The sequence below is a fragment of the Paenibacillus sp. 1011MAR3C5 genome (genome assembly GCF_003591485.1).
GTDB lineage: Bacteria > Bacillota > Bacilli > Paenibacillales > Paenibacillaceae > Pristimantibacillus.
In genome coordinates this window covers 163,126-176,897 of record NZ_QZCF01000006.1, presented here as the reverse complement: position 1 = coordinate 176,897, position 13,772 = coordinate 163,126, and the positions used below count along the sequence as shown (strand labels likewise).

Genomic DNA, 13,772 nt, shown 5'->3' with positions numbered 1-13,772 from the left:
TCATGTATTTATCGGAGGTAACTCATGAAGTTTGATTTTCATACCCATCACGACCGCTGCGGACACGCGGTAGGTTCGGTTAGAGACTATATTGAAGCGGCAATCGGACAAGGATTGGACATGATCGGCATATCGGATCATACGCCATTTTTTGCATCCAAGGAAGATCGCCCTTCCTTAACGGGAAGCATGGCGAAAAGCCAGTTTCCCGCTTATATCAAAGAAGTGCTGCAGCTAAAGGAAGAATTCGAGGGAAAGATCGAGGTATTGCTTGGCATCGAGGCGGATTTTCTGCCGCAGCATGTGGACTTGTACCGTTCCGTTATTGCAACGTATCCATTTGATTATGTCATTGGTTCCGTTCATGAGTTTGCCGGCATCGGCATCTATGATTCAGAGTTTTGGGAAGGGTTGACCGCAGCGCGCAAGCTGGAAGTGAAAAATTTATTCTATGACTATATCGCCCAGTCTGCGAAATGCGGGTTATATGATATTTTGGGCCATGTCGATTCCTTGAATCGTTATTTCTACGGCTATCCGGAGCTTCGCACCGAAGCTGCTGACATAACGCTGAAGGCTATCGCCGATAGCGATGTCGTGATCGAAATCAATTCCTCTGATCATAATTGGGTGCCGGACGGCTACTTCCTGGAACGCGCGTTTCATTATGGGGTTAAGGTGACATTCGGTTCCGATGCGCATGAGCCTGAGCGCGTAGGCGAGCACTTTGCCGCCATTGGCCAGCACTTGTACGATATCGGCTATCGGGAATGGGCTACATTCCGCAAGCGCGAGCGAATCATGGTTCCCATCCTTCGATGAGCGTGGCGGATAACCCCTGGGCCATAGATTATGTTGTGATTCTGATGCGGCTGTCGCTGGCCGTATTGCTTGGCGGTCTTATTGGCTTCGAGCGAGAGCAGCACAATCATGCGGCCGGACTTCGCACGCATATCCTGGTGTGCCTCGGCTCTGCCATGGTCATGCTGCTCTCCATCTACGGCTTCTCCGAATTTGTCGGCGAGCCTAACGTGCGGATTGATCCTGCTCGGCTGGCCACAGCCGTTATTACCGGCGTTGGCTTCCTCGGAGCAGGCACCATCCTGTTCACGGGCAAAGCGATTACAGGACTGACGACGGCGGCTTCCTTATGGGTAGTCGCAGCTATTGGCCTGCAGATCGGCGCGGGATTTTATATCGGCGCGGTAGCTGGAACGGTGCTCGTGTTCATTACATTATGGGTATTCAACAAGATGGAGCATCGGTTTCTGAAGAGCAAGAAGGTCAGGAAGCTGACGATTCAGGCGGAAGCGGAGGAGCAGCTGCTGGACATCGTCTCGGAAAAGCTGGCCAGCCGGTCGATCGTGACGCAGAAGCTGACCATTAGGCGGATACAGCCGTCGCTGGATGCGCCGCCATGTCTGGAAGTGCAGCTTGATCTTGTTGTACCGCGATCGATAGAGCCGAAGGAAATGGTGGACGTGATGAAGGGGATCGGCGGCATTGTCGCCGTCAGCGTCGAATAGGACAAGATAGAGTATAGAGATTAGGCAGGAGAGAGTATAGATAGGGCTGTCCCGATCGTCATTTCAGTTGACGAGGGGACAGCCTTGTTTGCGTTTTGCAGCAAGTATTGGAATGCCTGCGCGAGAGCCCTGTCCCTTGATCGCAGCGAGGACGACGGTCAGCCATATCTTCTTTTGGCGAATGACAGTCATCGATTTATACATTTGATACACGGTTAGCTGCAGGTCATCCCAATTCCGTAGCGGGAAAAGGCAGAAGCTTGCATAATACAGGTATGACAACGGCGATTACGGAAAGGGAGAATATAGATGACGGATGTATTGAATGTCAGACAAGTGACGAAGAGATATGGAGGCAATCAGGCGCTTAAGGGAGTCGATCTGAGCGTCAAGCCAGGCAGCTGCTTCGGGCTGCTGGGCCCCAATGGGGCGGGCAAGTCTACTATGATGAAGCTGCTGACCGGCATCATCGAGGCTGATCAAGGAGCAATTGAGTTGTTCGGGCTGGATATCCGCAAGGAGCTGCCTTCCATCCATCGCCTGATCGGTTATGTGCCCCAGGATATTACACTCTATGAGAAGCTCAGCGGGAGGCAGAATTTGACCTTCTTCGGGCAGATGCATGGCATAAGGGGATCCGAGCTGAAGAAGCGAATTGCGCATGTGCTGGAAGCGGTCGGACTGACGGACCGGGCGGGCGATGAAGTGTCTTCCTATTCGGGCGGGATGAAACGGCGCATTAATATTGCAGCTGCGCTGCTGCATCAGCCCAAGCTGGTTATTATGGATGAGCCGACCGTCGGCATCGATCCCCAGTCGCGGAATCATATCTTCGAGATGATCAAGAAGCTGCAAAGGGAAGGCGTAACCGTCTTATACTCCACGCACTATATGGAAGAAGTCGAAGCCTTATGCGATGAAGTCGCGATTATTGATCATGGCCGGATCGTATCCCAGGGCGGATTAAGGGAGCTGTTGGAGCTTCATGCGGTGAAGGCCGTGTACGCGGAAGCGGCTGGCGTCTCGGAGCCGCCGGCACTGAAAGGCATCATCAAGGCGACGCCTGAGGGCAGTGGATGGGTACTGGAATGCGACAATCCGCTTGCGGTATTGTCCGCGCTGTCTGCCAAGTGGGCAGGCGAAGGGGTGGCAGTGAAGGCGCTGGAGCTGATGCAGCCATCGCTGGACAACGTATTCCTGAAGCTGACCGGGACGACGCTTAGAGACTGACCAAGCAGGTATCAGAGCGATAAAGTGAACGGCATACATGCCTATCGATATGAGAACACGGAAGGATGAATCGACATGATTGGAACGATCATACGCAAGGAAATCTTATTAACACTAAAGGACAAAGGAGCTTTCTTCTGGCTGTTCGCGCTGCCGATCTTGTTTATTGTGATTTTCTCTTCCATCTTCAGCGGCGCGGGGAGCACGACCTATAAGATTCCATATTTCGATGCCGACAGCTCGGAGGCATCCAGCCAGTTCATGGAGCGATTAGGCGAGATTAAGGGCTTTGCGCTGGAAGCCTATGAAGGCGGCAGCTTGGAAGAAGGCATCAAGGAGATCAGGGACGGTTCCAGCAGTTATCTGCTTGTTGTGCCCGCAGGATATGGCGAGTTGATCGCAGCGGGACAGCCTGCTGAGATCGAGCTATACCGGGATGCGGTGGCCGATGAAGCGGTCGCGCCTGTCGTTGCACTTCTGGAGAGCGTATCTGCCAGCTATCAAGACTACAAGCTGCGCAGCATACTGGCAGGAATGGGCCAAGGCGAAGAGGCGATCCATGCCATCATGGAGCCGGCTATTTCGGTGAAAGAAGTGAAGGAGAATGCCTCCAAGGCAGATACAGTTACACAGATTGTTCCGGGCTATACGGTCATGTTCGTATTCTTCATTATGATTAATATGATTCAAAACCTGCTGAAGGATCGCCGCTCGGGCATGCTCTCCCGGCTGCAAGGCACACCGATGAAGCCTATCCACTACCTCGTCGGCATGTGGGTGCCGAATGTCCTTGTCGTATTAATTCAGTCGACGGTGCTCCTCACCTTTGGGCGGCTTGTCTATGGCTTGCAGCTTGGCAATCCGCTTGCTATCGCCCTGATTGTGCTAGGTCTGGCCGTTTGTGCAACGGGTATCGGCCTGATGCTGGCTCTCCTTGTCAGCAGCGAGAATATGGGGATTGCTTTGGTTCAAGTCATTGCTATGGGTGGAGCGATAGTAGGCGGACTATGGTTCCCGTACGATTTTCTCCCTAAGGTGGTGCAGACGATTGGCTTGTTCACGCCGCAATATTGGGCGCAGCGCGGCATGCAGGATGTGATGATTCGCGGGATGGATATTGGCGGCATCGGACTGACGCTGCTTATCCTGTTCGCCTTCGGACTTGCGGGACTTGGGGTAGCGTTGCTTAGATTCAAGAAGTTTGCGCTTAAAACAACGTAGTGTAGAAAGACTTATCTTCTTGCAGCTAGAGCTGTCACAGCAGATCGGAAACGATCCTTGTGGCAGCTTTTTTGATGTTGTATTTGTTTCCGTTATGAATACCCCATATCGAACCTTTTCTCGTCTATCGGGCTAATACAGAGAAAGAGCGGATGGAGGGGGAGAGTCTATGAGGAACAAATGGCGGGTGATTGTACTGGCTTTCACCCTGCTGCTTGGGGCATGCAGCGGCGGAGGAGAGGCTTTTGAACTGGCCGAGGTTTATGCGAATGCAGCAAGCACCGATCTTAGCGCTGAGAAGGGCGGATTATCGGGATGGGATGTGACACAGACAGAGATCCGGGAACAGCGGGGCAAGCCAGTCATTGAAGGGACCACTAGCAAAGGCGAGGATTTGCTGGAATATGAGGGGCATGCGTACTTTTTTTATAAGGGCAAGCTGCAGGGGTATTCGATCAAGCAGGGCGGCAAGACAGCAGGAGGAATTGGCATTGGCGACGACCGTGACCGTATGGAGCAGCAATATGGCTCGCACTTTACAGAACGGACGCAGGATGGGCTTCACTTCCTTGGATATTACGATAAGGAGAATGGCATCGTACTGGAATTTGTACTAAAGGACGAGAAGGTGGAAACTGCGCTTGTGATGAAAGCAGGAGGGAAGTGAATGGAGCAGAATCGCGAGGTGTCGCGCGAGCGCGCCGTCGTACGGGCAGAGGCAACGCTAGGACAGCACTATATGACGATCTTTCTTGGAACGTGGCTGCTGCTCGGTATCTTTGTGGACGGATGCTCATCGTCATGATGTGCTGGAGACCCTCTTCACACCGTGGCATGCCATTCTGTATTCGGGCTTCATCGCTTCCGCTTGCTGGATGGCCGGTATCGTATACCGCAATCGGATACGGATGCATCCCGATGCATCCCGATTACACAGAGGACGGAATCTTCCGAACAAAACTTGCTCTTCCGTCTGGAGGAGATTTCCTGTTCGTAACCGAATTTATTCCAGATCAAAAAGAAATTACGGTCCATTAGCAATGGGTAAGAGGGGAAGGGTCGCCTCCCCCTATATTGGACTTGGCTGTGAGCGGAGAGTTACGTGGAGACTGTGGGGCAAGTGGAGTTCGAGTTGTCTGTATATCCTAGCTTTTAGGGACTGCGAAGCGGAGAAATGGCGACGCTTGTATTCCCTTATCGCGATGCGGATACAGGCGGGCCGATTGACCTGGAGCCGTGCCCCGGAACAGGCGGACATTGCGTCATATTGGATGAGACAGCGCAGCAATATGTTCATGTACACGCGGTGGAAGGGATGAGCGGTTCTGGCAGCGTTATGTTTCATGCTGAATTCCCTGCTGCCGGCCTCTATAAGCTATGGGGACAATTTCAACTAAAAGGCGAAGTGCTCGTTGTGCCTTTTGTGATTGAAGCCCGCTAGAAGCCGCTTTGAGAATAGATAAGATACATAGATAGGGGGTAGGCCTATGGAAGAACGACTTCTTCGGGCGTGGGCGGTTCGTATGTGCGAAGGGGACGAAGCGGCCTTTCAATCGCTCTTCGAGGCAACGCGCGCGCATACCTATAGTATGATCTATTATTTGGTTGGAAGTGAGAAGGAAGCGGAAGACGTCATGAGTGAGGTGTATATCGCTTTATTCCGGTCTTTGCCGCTATACGATATCGGCCGGCCATTCCTTCCCTGGTTTAACGGGCTTATTATTCGTCAGGTGAGGAACCAGAAGAGGAAGGTGTGGAGGAATTTCAGACTACTGGAGAAAGCGAAGGCGGTCGGGCACAGGGAGCAGGGTGCCGTTGATGCAGAGCTGGAGGCCATCAACCAGAAGGATGAAGTCCTGCCCTATGTGAAGGGACTTTCTCATAAGCTGCAGGAGGTTATTGTCCTTAGATATTATCAGGACTATTCGCTGGAGACGATTGCGGAGGTGCTGGATCTGCCGCTTGGGACCGTGAAGTCCAGGCATCATGCGGCCTTGAAAAAACTGCGTTTGCGCATGGGGGAGCTGGCGGATGAGAGGGGAGTGTCGATGTATGTCCATTGAAGAAAAGCTGCGCATGGAATATAAGCGGAAGTCGCGTGCCTTATCTGTACCGAAGGAGCCTGCGGCTAAAGTCGTGGCTGCATTCAGAGACATGTCGCAAGATAGCAAGAGCGGGCGGCATCATAATGGCAGTGAAAAGTCTGCCCATCGACGCACAGCATTTTGGCTGGCCGCCATTCTACTGCTGTCCGGCTTTGCCTATGGCGGCGGGAAGCTGCTGTTCCAGAATCAGCTTGGACTGTGGAGCCTTCAGCTGTTCTCGGGCGGAGAGGATATGCTGCTGGATGAGGCTGCGTCTGAGGAAATATGGTCGTCGCTTCAGGACGTGAAGAGAGAGCTGCAGCCAGGCGAGGCGGCGATGGTTTATTTTGCGGCATTGGCTGAATCTACCCATCCTCTATATCGCAACTATCCTCTCTTTGGCGTGAAAAATTCGCTATGGCTTCAAGAGAGTCATGCGCAGGTCGTGAATCGGATGCGCAAGGATGGCTTACAGGTATTGGTGCCGGAGACGCTTCCTGATGGGTATGTATTCAGCGATGCTTTCCAAGGCGAACCGTTAAGCGTCAACGCCGGACCCGAAGGTCTTCTCATTATGGAGCAGCTGCAAGATGAGATCGCCGTGAGCGGCAAGCGTGTAGCGTGGGCGCGTATGAAGAAGTACGAGCCGGCATCAAACCTGTACACATTGGCATATGTCCATGAACAGGGGGATACACTGCTGGTTACGGTCGAGGCGCTGGAGGAGCAGAGAGTGGACCAGAGATGGGTAGTGCCGAACTCCACGCAAGTAGAAGAGCTAAATATAAGAGGGAATAAAGCATCGTATACTAGCGGAGATGACGTTCCATTCTCCGCCACCCGCTATTATCAGGAGGTGAGCTGGTCGATCATCGATCCATCACATGCGAACGGGCAATATATTTACCGGGTAGGGTCAGAGTCGAAGAAGATGGGGAAAGCGGAGCTGCTTCGCTTGGCGGAGAGCTTCATGTATCCACACGTTGAGCTGCGACTGGCAGCCTGACGAGCGAGAGCTGTGTTCGCCTGGCCGCGCTTATCATGATATGATGAAGCTTAATCTTAATTGTGATGAAGGGCGGATGGAGGCATGACGAACATACAACTGGGCTCGCTTGTGCTTAATACGGAGCTGCTCGTCTATTTGGCTGCCGGAATCATAAGCGTCTTCGCTCTTCGGATCGGTAGCAGGGGCTTAGATAAGGCTGAATTGGAGAAGGATATTTCGGTTGCATGGAGCGCCGTTATCATATGGATTGCCGTTTGGAAAGGAAGCTTGCTGTTAGTCGATCCGATGAGTGTCGTTAACCATCCGATGTCACTGCTGTTCTTCAGCGGCGGACGAATCGGTTTTTGGCTGGCATCGGCTGCTGCGCTCGTATGGTGCGGCTATAAATACAAAAGGTATGGCATAGGCGGAGCCGCGGCTAGAATAGTGCTGCTCGCATCGGGATGGGTGAGCGTCTACGCGCTGGCCGTATTGCTATTTGATCGGACTGCTTTCCATTACGGACATAGTATGGGTCTGCTGCTCGCCCTATTCGTAGGGGTGCTGCTTCGCCGGGTGGACCGTCTGGATCAATGGCGGCAAGGCTGGGCGGAGGATCGAAGTGCTGCCAAGCGTATGATGACTCAGGGAATTGTGGCTTTTGGCATAATCGGTCTATTGGGGTTCACGCTGCAGGATCAGGTTCAGTCGGGCGCTATTGCGAAGCTGCTGGACGGCAGCGGGGAGGATACTGCTGTCGGCGCACGAGAAGGGCAGATCGCGCCTTCATTCGAGCTTGCGAATCTGGAGGATGAAGCATTGTCGCTCGCTCAGCATAAAGGGAGCATTGTCATCGTCAACTTCTGGACGACATGGTGCAAAGTATGCAAGACGGAGATGCCTCATGTGCAGAAGCTGTATGAGCATTATGCCGCGCAAGGGGAGTCGGTGCAGCTCTTGTCGGTGAACGTGACGAGCCAGGAGGCGAGCGTCGCAGGCGTGGAGCGTTATATGAAGGATTACGGCTACAGCTTCCCCTTAGCGCTCGATATGCAAGGTGAAGCGGCTGATCAGTACCGGGTGAAAGCTTTTCCGGCGACATTCATTATCGATTCAGAAGGAGTCATACAGCAGAGAATGCTGGGAGCCATTAGCTTCTCCGATATGAAGAAACGCGTTGAGCGGGTGGAGGCGGCGCAGTAAGCCTTGTATTCGCCCTGTATTTTTGGGACAATAGAAGGATGCTGCGGGTCCGCTCTACAGGCAGGACCGGCGTGGAATATAGAGGTTTTGGAAAGAGGAACGATCATGATTACAACATCCATCTATGGATTAACTTTAGATCAATTGACAGCCTGGCTGGAAGAGCGGGGCCACCGCAAATTCCGGGCGCAGCAAGTATGGGACTGGCTGTACCGGAAGCGGGTTGTGTCTTTCGACGAGATGACAGATGTCCATGCCGACTGCATCGCGCTGCTGAAGCAGCACTTTGCGATGAGCACGATGACTGAGCATGTGAAGCAGGAGTCCAAGGACGGCACCATTAAGTTTTTGTTCAAGCTGTATGACGGCAACCTGATCGAGACGGTGCTTATGCGGCATAAGTTCGGTCTGTCCGTATGCGTCACGACGCAGGTCGGCTGCAATATTGGGTGCAGCTTCTGTGCCAGCGGACTCATCGCGAAGAGCCGTGACCTGTCGAGCGGCGAGATTGTGGAGCAGCTGATGCGGGTGCAGCTTCATCTGGATGCGGCAGGCCTCAGCGAAAGGGTCAGCCATATAGTCGTCATGGGTATCGGTGAGCCGTTCGATAACTTCCAGCACATGGGCGACTTCATCCGTGTCGTGAAGGATCATAAGGGACTGGCAATCGGTGCGCGCCACATTACGGTGTCGACCAGCGGCCTCGCCGGCAAGATCAGGGAGTTCGCTGACAGCGATCTGAATGTCAATCTGGCGGTATCCCTGCATGCGCCGAACAATGAGCTTCGTACGCGCATTATGAAGATTAACAAAGCCATTCCGATTGAGAAGCTGATGGACGCGATCGATTATTATCTGGAGACGACCAATCGCCGGATGACCATTGAGTATATTCTATTGAAGGATGTCAATGATGGCGTAGAGCAAGCGTTGGAGCTGGCGGAGCTGATGCGCGAGCGGAGCAAGCTGGTGAACGTCAATCTGATTCCCTATAATCCGGTTGATGAGCACAGCCAATACCAGCGCAGCGAGCAGGAATCCATCCGCGCGTTCTATGATGTGCTGAAGAAGCAAGGCATTAGCGTAAGCGTCAGGCTGGAGCATGGCACGGATATCGATGCGGCATGCGGACAGCTTCGGAGCAAGCAAATGCGTGCGGCGAACGAATAACGGAGTGAAAGAAAGGTCGAGTATAGAGGGGATTCGCCTCTAAGCCCGACCTTTTTTTAGTTTGACGTTGTATGCCTTGAGTCACTGGATTTATTTGATCGCGATATAAATGTCAACTTGAGCGCAGGAAGGGTCTGCCGCATGTTCACCGTAATATTCGAAGTCTCCGCTGAAGGTCCGTTCAATTTCCGAATGGGCGAACCAGTACCAGATGTCTTCCCATGCCCGGTACAAAACCTGTTGGACGGGGCCTGTCTCCGTAGTGAAGACGGCATATTTGGCCGCAGGGACCGCAACGGTGCCTAGGTTCAAGCCGGGGGCGATGTCTGACGGATTCACTCGCGTTCCTGCCAACAAGTCGTAGCGGCCGGCCGTTCCATTCTCGTAATTGTGATAACAGGCATAGACGTCGCCATCCATACGGACTGCGGCTAATTGGGTTTGAACATCAGGGCTTGAGAAGTGATTCCAGAGCTCGGCAATTCGCCCCTTGCCGCTTATCTCATCGGCATTGGTCGTCGTGATGGCGATGCCGGCGATGGTGAGCGCTTCCCTCTCTTCGATCCGGGCCGGCTGCAGTCTGTCTCGATTCGGCGCCCAGCGCTTCAATCCCGGCAGCTGTTGTTGCAGAATGGCTTCGGCCGCAGAAGCGTCCATGCCGTCCTCTACCATATGAGGCACACAAATGCCGATCATATCCTCGATGGTTAACTCCGGTTGTGTGAACGCTCCGTCCGAGTAGCAATATTGGCAATAATCCGTTGATCTCTCGCCATTTAGTTCCGTGCCCTGTATTTCTGGTTCAAGCATGGGCATGCTGCAGCTTTGACAAAAAATGGGCTGTTGATGCTCCTGATTCATAATACTCATTGCAATCACTCTCCTATTGGGATATGCCCTAAGTATAAAGAACCTAACTTGACAGCCCATTGTCAGGTTAGGTTTGGTTGTTTCGATATAGGTGTAAAATTCGCGCGGCACGATCCTCAAGGATTTCCCGCAGATGGGGCGGATGCAGCACTTCCGCTGCCGGTCCGAAGCTTAGAAGAAAGCCGTAGAGCCACTCGTTCTCAGGAAAGGACATTCGGACGAGACAACCGCCGCCTTCAAGCGGCTCCAACTCTTCGATGTCGAACCATTCCTCAGCCAGATGCACGGCTTGGGGGTGAAATTGAAGGGTGACGGCAATGTGATTTCCCGAATCATACCATACTTCCCCCACACGCTCGTCCTCTACGGGTATGGTTTTGCGGATGAAAGTCTGCGTCAGGGGCGTTAGTTCTTTCATACGCAGCAGCTTGAAAATACGGAATTGCTCGCGCTCTTGGCAATAGGCTTGCAGATACCAGTGCTTGCCTTTCCATATTAGCGTATGTGGCTCGACTGTGCGCTGCGACAGCTCGCCTTCCGCATTCGAATAGCGGAATTGCACCAGACAAGAATGATCGATCGCTTCCTTCAGTACAGCTTGCTTCTGTTCCAGAGGGCCTCTCTTGTCCCAAGGAGAATAGTCGATCAGGACTTGATTCGCCTTCTTATGGAAGGCTTCGGCGCTGTCAGGGGTAACGATGCTCGTGAGCTTCTCCATGAGAAGCTGATTATGCCGTTGATCATAGGTGGTCGATATGCTGCGAAGCGCGGTTACGATCGAAGCAAGCTCGTCATTGGTCAGTACGTTGCGGTCCAGCTTATAGCCGTCGGCAAGTCCGATTCCGCCATTCGTTCCCTGATAGGTGACGATGGGAATGCCGGACTGATTAATCGCTTCGATGTCGCGATAGATGGTTCTGACCGATACCTCGAATCGGTCGGCCAATTCCTTGGCCTGAACCATACGGCGATTAAGCAGCAGGATGACAATGGACAAGAGTCGGTCAAGCTTCATAAGGGCAGTTCCTCCGAGTGTGGCATGTAGGCTCCATTGTAATCGAAAGGACAGCTATGACGCTACTTCTGTATGGTATTCACCACAAATCTACGGGTCTTCGCAAAAAATTGTTGCTCTTCTTCACGGAAAAGAGGATACAGCACAGGAGAAGCAGGTTGAACAGGTTCACATTATGCTTCATGGATTGCAAACAATAGCGCAGCCCCTTGCGCTTCTCGAAGCGATGGATGTAGCTCAGTGTGTAATATTGACGCGCCAGCGTGTAGCTGGACAGCACCAGCAGCCGCTTCCGGTCCTGCCAATCACAGTCTTCAATCTTCCGCCTCAAATATTGTTTGAAAGCAAGCGCCTGCAGTCCCGCTGTTTCGAGCTTCTGGAGCACCGCTTTGTCCAGATGCAGCCTGTCGGGATCGATTTTCCTTCGATCGATAAAGAAGTATAGGCTGTCAGGCGACAGATTGTAGATGGAATGGGGCGTCATATGCAGCGATATCCGGCAGTGATCGAAGAAGTTAATCATAAAGGCAGTGTCTTCCCCAATATGGAAATCCTCCAGAAACATGCCGCCAGGCTGGAGCTTCTCCCGTTTGAACACCATCGTATTGATGTGGAAGATGCACAAGGTGTCTTTCACATATCGCTCGAATAGGCCGGTGTGCATGACAGCTACATCTTCAGTGTGCTGCTGGAAGGACCGCTTGATCGACTCCAGCCGTTCACGCTGATGAGGCTCCTCGAATACATCGATCAGGGCTTCTCCTTGACGCTCCAGCCATAGTGCGAAGCCCACATCTGATTGGGTTTCTAGAAGCATGCGCAAGGTTTCCTCCAAGTGAAAAGGGAGCCACTCGTCGTCAGAGTCGAGGAATGCGATAAGATCTCCCTTGGCATGCAGCATGCCGCTGTTGCGTGCGCCGCCGACTCCCTTGACCCGGTCGTTCACGATATACTGAATCCGGTTGTCGCGCCCCGCGAGTTCAGCTACAACTTCCTTGGTCGTATCTGTGCTGCGGTCATCCACAACGATAAGCTCCCAATTGCCGTAGCTTTGTCCCTGTACAGAAGCAATAGCAGTCGGCAGGGTCCGGGCACGATTATAAGCGGGCATAATGACGCTGACCAACGGATTCGTATTCAATACAAACGCCTCCCATATGGATAAAGTTAAGTTCTGGTTCGATCCTTACCACAGGTTCAGTGGCTTTCTCAAAAAGTCGCTGCTCTTGCTGCCGGCGAACAAGATATGAGGCAGAAGCAATAAGTTGAATGCGTTGACGTTATACCGCATCGACAGGAAGCAGTAACGCAGCGCCTTCCGCTTCTCCAGCTTATTGATGTAGCTTAACGTGTAATATTGTCGGGCCAACATATATCGGATTTGCAGATGAAGATGTTTTTTGTTGTTCAGCTTGGAGGACCGTTTGACCAGGGCGCGCATATCCAGTCTCATCTTAATGGTTTGCAAACCGACAAATTCAATTTTTTCGAAAATTTCTTTTTGCAGATATAGCGTGTCGGGGTCAAGAAATCGCCTGTCGCAAAACAAATAGACGCTGTCCGGAGATTGATTATAGATGAAGTGAGGTTTGGTGATGAGCGCGATGCGGCAGTGGTCAAAAAATTTGATAATAAACGAGGTGTCTTCGCCAATGCTGAATTGTTCATTGAACAAACCGAAGGTTTGAATCAGCTCTTTTTTTAGAACCATGGAGTTGATGGAATAGAAGTGCCGGGGATTGATAATAAATCGCTCCAACAGCCCTTGTTCGATAATAATGCCGTCGTCCTGCGTTTCGTACTGCTCCCTCATCTCGGCTAGCAGTCGTTGCTCCAGCTCGTTGTTGAAATTCTGGTAGATGGTCGTTCCGTGACGTTCTTCCCATAAGGCGAAGCAGATATCCGAACGGGATTTATAGAGCATATTGATGCTGTCTTCCAAGTGATACGGAAACCATTGATCATCCGAATCGAGGAAAGAGATGTACAAGCCTTTTGCATGAAGCAACCCGCAGTTTCTGGCGCCGCCTACCCCTTTGGTACGGTCATTTACCATGAACCGAATCCGAGGGTCATCCTTGCAGAGGGATTCCACTACATCCTTGGTATGATCGCTGCATCGATCGCTGATCACAAGTATTTCCCAATTATGGTAAGTTTGATCTATGACTGATTGAATGGCGGAAGTAATTAACTCTGCCCGGTTATAAGTAGGTATGATGACACTGACTAACGGTTCGTCATTCATGGTTTCATTCCTTTCGCGCCTCCTTTTATGCCTGTCCAAGCTATAGGAGGTCTTCGCTAGTGTAAAATGAAATATTTTTCTAGTCAAGGTACTTAAAGGTTCAACTGTAAATAGTTCTATAGTTGGATAGGGATAAATCATTATTATAGGTTTCTATAGTTTAATTTAAGGTTTTCTTTAAGATCGCTTATCGTTTGCTTGTTATAGTAGGTTTAGT

16 protein-coding genes are annotated in these 13,772 nt (G+C 51.9%); 12 read left to right on the top strand and 4 right to left on the bottom strand.

Features of this window, described 5'->3' with window-relative positions; genetic code table 11:
• The first annotated feature begins 24 nt into the window (after positions 1-24).
• The 12 genes from D3P07_RS18850 to rlmN all read left to right on the top strand — a co-directional run bounded on the left by D3P07_RS18850 (position 25) and on the right by rlmN (position 9,422).
• Positions 25-822, top strand: a complete 798-nt coding sequence (locus D3P07_RS18850) for a histidinol-phosphatase (RefSeq protein WP_119801804.1) — start codon at positions 25-27, stop codon at positions 820-822.
• A complete protein-coding gene (locus D3P07_RS18845) occupies positions 819-1,526 on the top strand; it encodes an MgtC/SapB family protein (protein WP_119801803.1) in 708 nt (235 codons plus the stop codon). Before D3P07_RS18850 ends, D3P07_RS18845 begins: the two co-directional genes overlap by 4 nt.
• A 309-nt stretch (positions 1,527-1,835) precedes the next feature.
• Complete coding sequence (locus tag D3P07_RS18840) at positions 1,836-2,756, top strand: ABC transporter ATP-binding protein (RefSeq protein ID WP_119801802.1); 921 nt, start codon at positions 1,836-1,838, stop codon at positions 2,754-2,756.
• Positions 2,757-2,831: 75 nt separating this feature from the next.
• Entirely contained in the window at positions 2,832-3,977 is a 1,146-nt protein-coding gene (locus D3P07_RS18835; protein ID WP_119801801.1) for an ABC transporter permease, read from the top strand.
• A gap of 169 nt (positions 3,978-4,146) precedes the next feature.
• Positions 4,147-4,644, top strand: coding sequence for a hypothetical protein (locus tag D3P07_RS18830; RefSeq protein WP_119801800.1), 498 nt, complete (start codon positions 4,147-4,149; stop codon positions 4,642-4,644).
• Entirely contained in the window at positions 4,645-4,782 is a 138-nt protein-coding gene (locus tag D3P07_RS27150; RefSeq protein WP_182914394.1) for a hypothetical protein, read from the top strand.
• On the top strand, positions 4,779-5,015 hold the full coding sequence (locus D3P07_RS18825; RefSeq protein WP_147384540.1) for a hypothetical protein: 237 nt from the start codon (positions 4,779-4,781) through the stop codon (positions 5,013-5,015). Before D3P07_RS27150 ends, D3P07_RS18825 begins: the two co-directional genes overlap by 4 nt.
• Before the next feature lie 136 nt (positions 5,016-5,151).
• A complete protein-coding gene (locus D3P07_RS18820) occupies positions 5,152-5,418 on the top strand; it encodes a hypothetical protein (protein ID WP_119801798.1) in 267 nt (88 codons plus the stop codon).
• Between the two features lie 46 nt (positions 5,419-5,464).
• Positions 5,465-6,040, top strand: coding sequence for a sigma-70 family RNA polymerase sigma factor (locus D3P07_RS18815; protein ID WP_119801797.1), 576 nt, complete (start codon positions 5,465-5,467; stop codon positions 6,038-6,040).
• Positions 6,030-7,067 (top strand): hypothetical protein, encoded by a 1,038-nt coding sequence (locus D3P07_RS18810; protein WP_119801796.1) that lies wholly within the window; start codon positions 6,030-6,032, stop codon positions 7,065-7,067. The genes D3P07_RS18815 and D3P07_RS18810 overlap by 11 nt, the downstream gene beginning before the upstream one ends.
• 84 nt (positions 7,068-7,151) lie before the next feature.
• On the top strand, positions 7,152-8,252 hold the full coding sequence (locus D3P07_RS18805; RefSeq protein WP_119801795.1) for a redoxin domain-containing protein: 1,101 nt from the start codon (positions 7,152-7,154) through the stop codon (positions 8,250-8,252).
• 105 nt (positions 8,253-8,357) lie between these two features.
• Positions 8,358-9,422 carry a dual-specificity RNA methyltransferase RlmN gene (gene rlmN / locus D3P07_RS18800; protein WP_119801794.1) on the top strand — a complete coding sequence of 355 codons (1,065 nt, stop codon included), beginning with the start codon at positions 8,358-8,360 and terminating at the stop codon, positions 9,420-9,422.
• Positions 9,423-9,512: 90 nt separating this feature from the next.
• Here the strand turns inward: rlmN and D3P07_RS18795 are convergent, their stop codons facing one another.
• The 4 genes from D3P07_RS18795 to D3P07_RS18780 all read right to left on the bottom strand — a co-directional run bounded on the left by D3P07_RS18795 (position 9,513) and on the right by D3P07_RS18780 (position 13,555).
• Positions 9,513-10,292 carry a zinc ribbon domain-containing protein gene (locus D3P07_RS18795; protein WP_259391587.1) on the bottom strand — a complete coding sequence of 260 codons (780 nt, stop codon included), beginning with the start codon at positions 10,290-10,292 and terminating at the stop codon, positions 9,513-9,515.
• A 67-nt stretch (positions 10,293-10,359) separates the two neighbouring features.
• Positions 10,360-11,307 (bottom strand): helix-turn-helix transcriptional regulator, encoded by a 948-nt coding sequence (locus D3P07_RS18790; protein WP_119801793.1) that lies wholly within the window; start codon positions 11,305-11,307, stop codon positions 10,360-10,362.
• A 79-nt stretch (positions 11,308-11,386) separates the two neighbouring features.
• Positions 11,387-12,448, bottom strand: a complete 1,062-nt coding sequence (locus tag D3P07_RS18785; RefSeq protein ID WP_119801792.1) for a glycosyltransferase family 2 protein — start codon at positions 12,446-12,448, stop codon at positions 11,387-11,389.
• Between the two features lie 45 nt (positions 12,449-12,493).
• Positions 12,494-13,555 carry a glycosyltransferase family 2 protein gene (locus tag D3P07_RS18780; RefSeq protein ID WP_119801791.1) on the bottom strand — a complete coding sequence of 354 codons (1,062 nt, stop codon included), beginning with the start codon at positions 13,553-13,555 and terminating at the stop codon, positions 12,494-12,496.
• Positions 13,556-13,772 lie beyond the last annotated feature (217 nt).

What these genes read in the sequence shown, in the direction of transcription:
- D3P07_RS18790 (WP_119801793.1), bottom strand. Translation starts at nt 11,307, where the DNA reads ATGAAGCTTGACCGACTCTTGTCCATTGTCATCCTGCTGCTTAATCGC.
- D3P07_RS18810 (WP_119801796.1), top strand. Translation starts at nt 6,030, where the DNA reads ATGTCCATTGAAGAAAAGCTGCGCATGGAATATAAGCGGAAGTCGCGT.
- D3P07_RS18840 (WP_119801802.1), top strand. Translation starts at nt 1,836, where the DNA reads ATGACGGATGTATTGAATGTCAGACAAGTGACGAAGAGATATGGAGGC.
- D3P07_RS18805 (WP_119801795.1), top strand. Translation starts at nt 7,152, where the DNA reads ATGACGAACATACAACTGGGCTCGCTTGTGCTTAATACGGAGCTGCTC.
- rlmN (WP_119801794.1), top strand. Translation starts at nt 8,358, where the DNA reads ATGATTACAACATCCATCTATGGATTAACTTTAGATCAATTGACAGCC.
- D3P07_RS18820 (WP_119801798.1), top strand. Translation starts at nt 5,152, where the DNA reads ATGGCGACGCTTGTATTCCCTTATCGCGATGCGGATACAGGCGGGCCG.
- D3P07_RS18780 (WP_119801791.1), bottom strand. Translation starts at nt 13,555, where the DNA reads ATGAATGACGAACCGTTAGTCAGTGTCATCATACCTACTTATAACCGG.
- D3P07_RS18845 (WP_119801803.1), top strand. Translation starts at nt 819, where the DNA reads ATGAGCGTGGCGGATAACCCCTGGGCCATAGATTATGTTGTGATTCTG.
- D3P07_RS18830 (WP_119801800.1), top strand. Translation starts at nt 4,147, where the DNA reads ATGAGGAACAAATGGCGGGTGATTGTACTGGCTTTCACCCTGCTGCTT.
- D3P07_RS18850 (WP_119801804.1), top strand. Translation starts at nt 25, where the DNA reads ATGAAGTTTGATTTTCATACCCATCACGACCGCTGCGGACACGCGGTA.
- D3P07_RS18835 (WP_119801801.1), top strand. Translation starts at nt 2,832, where the DNA reads ATGATTGGAACGATCATACGCAAGGAAATCTTATTAACACTAAAGGAC.
- D3P07_RS27150 (WP_182914394.1), top strand. Translation starts at nt 4,645, where the DNA reads ATGGAGCAGAATCGCGAGGTGTCGCGCGAGCGCGCCGTCGTACGGGCA.
- D3P07_RS18825 (WP_147384540.1), top strand. Translation starts at nt 4,779, where the DNA reads ATGATGTGCTGGAGACCCTCTTCACACCGTGGCATGCCATTCTGTATT.
- D3P07_RS18795 (WP_259391587.1), bottom strand. Translation starts at nt 10,292, where the DNA reads ATGAGTATTATGAATCAGGAGCATCAACAGCCCATTTTTTGTCAAAGC.
- D3P07_RS18815 (WP_119801797.1), top strand. Translation starts at nt 5,465, where the DNA reads ATGGAAGAACGACTTCTTCGGGCGTGGGCGGTTCGTATGTGCGAAGGG.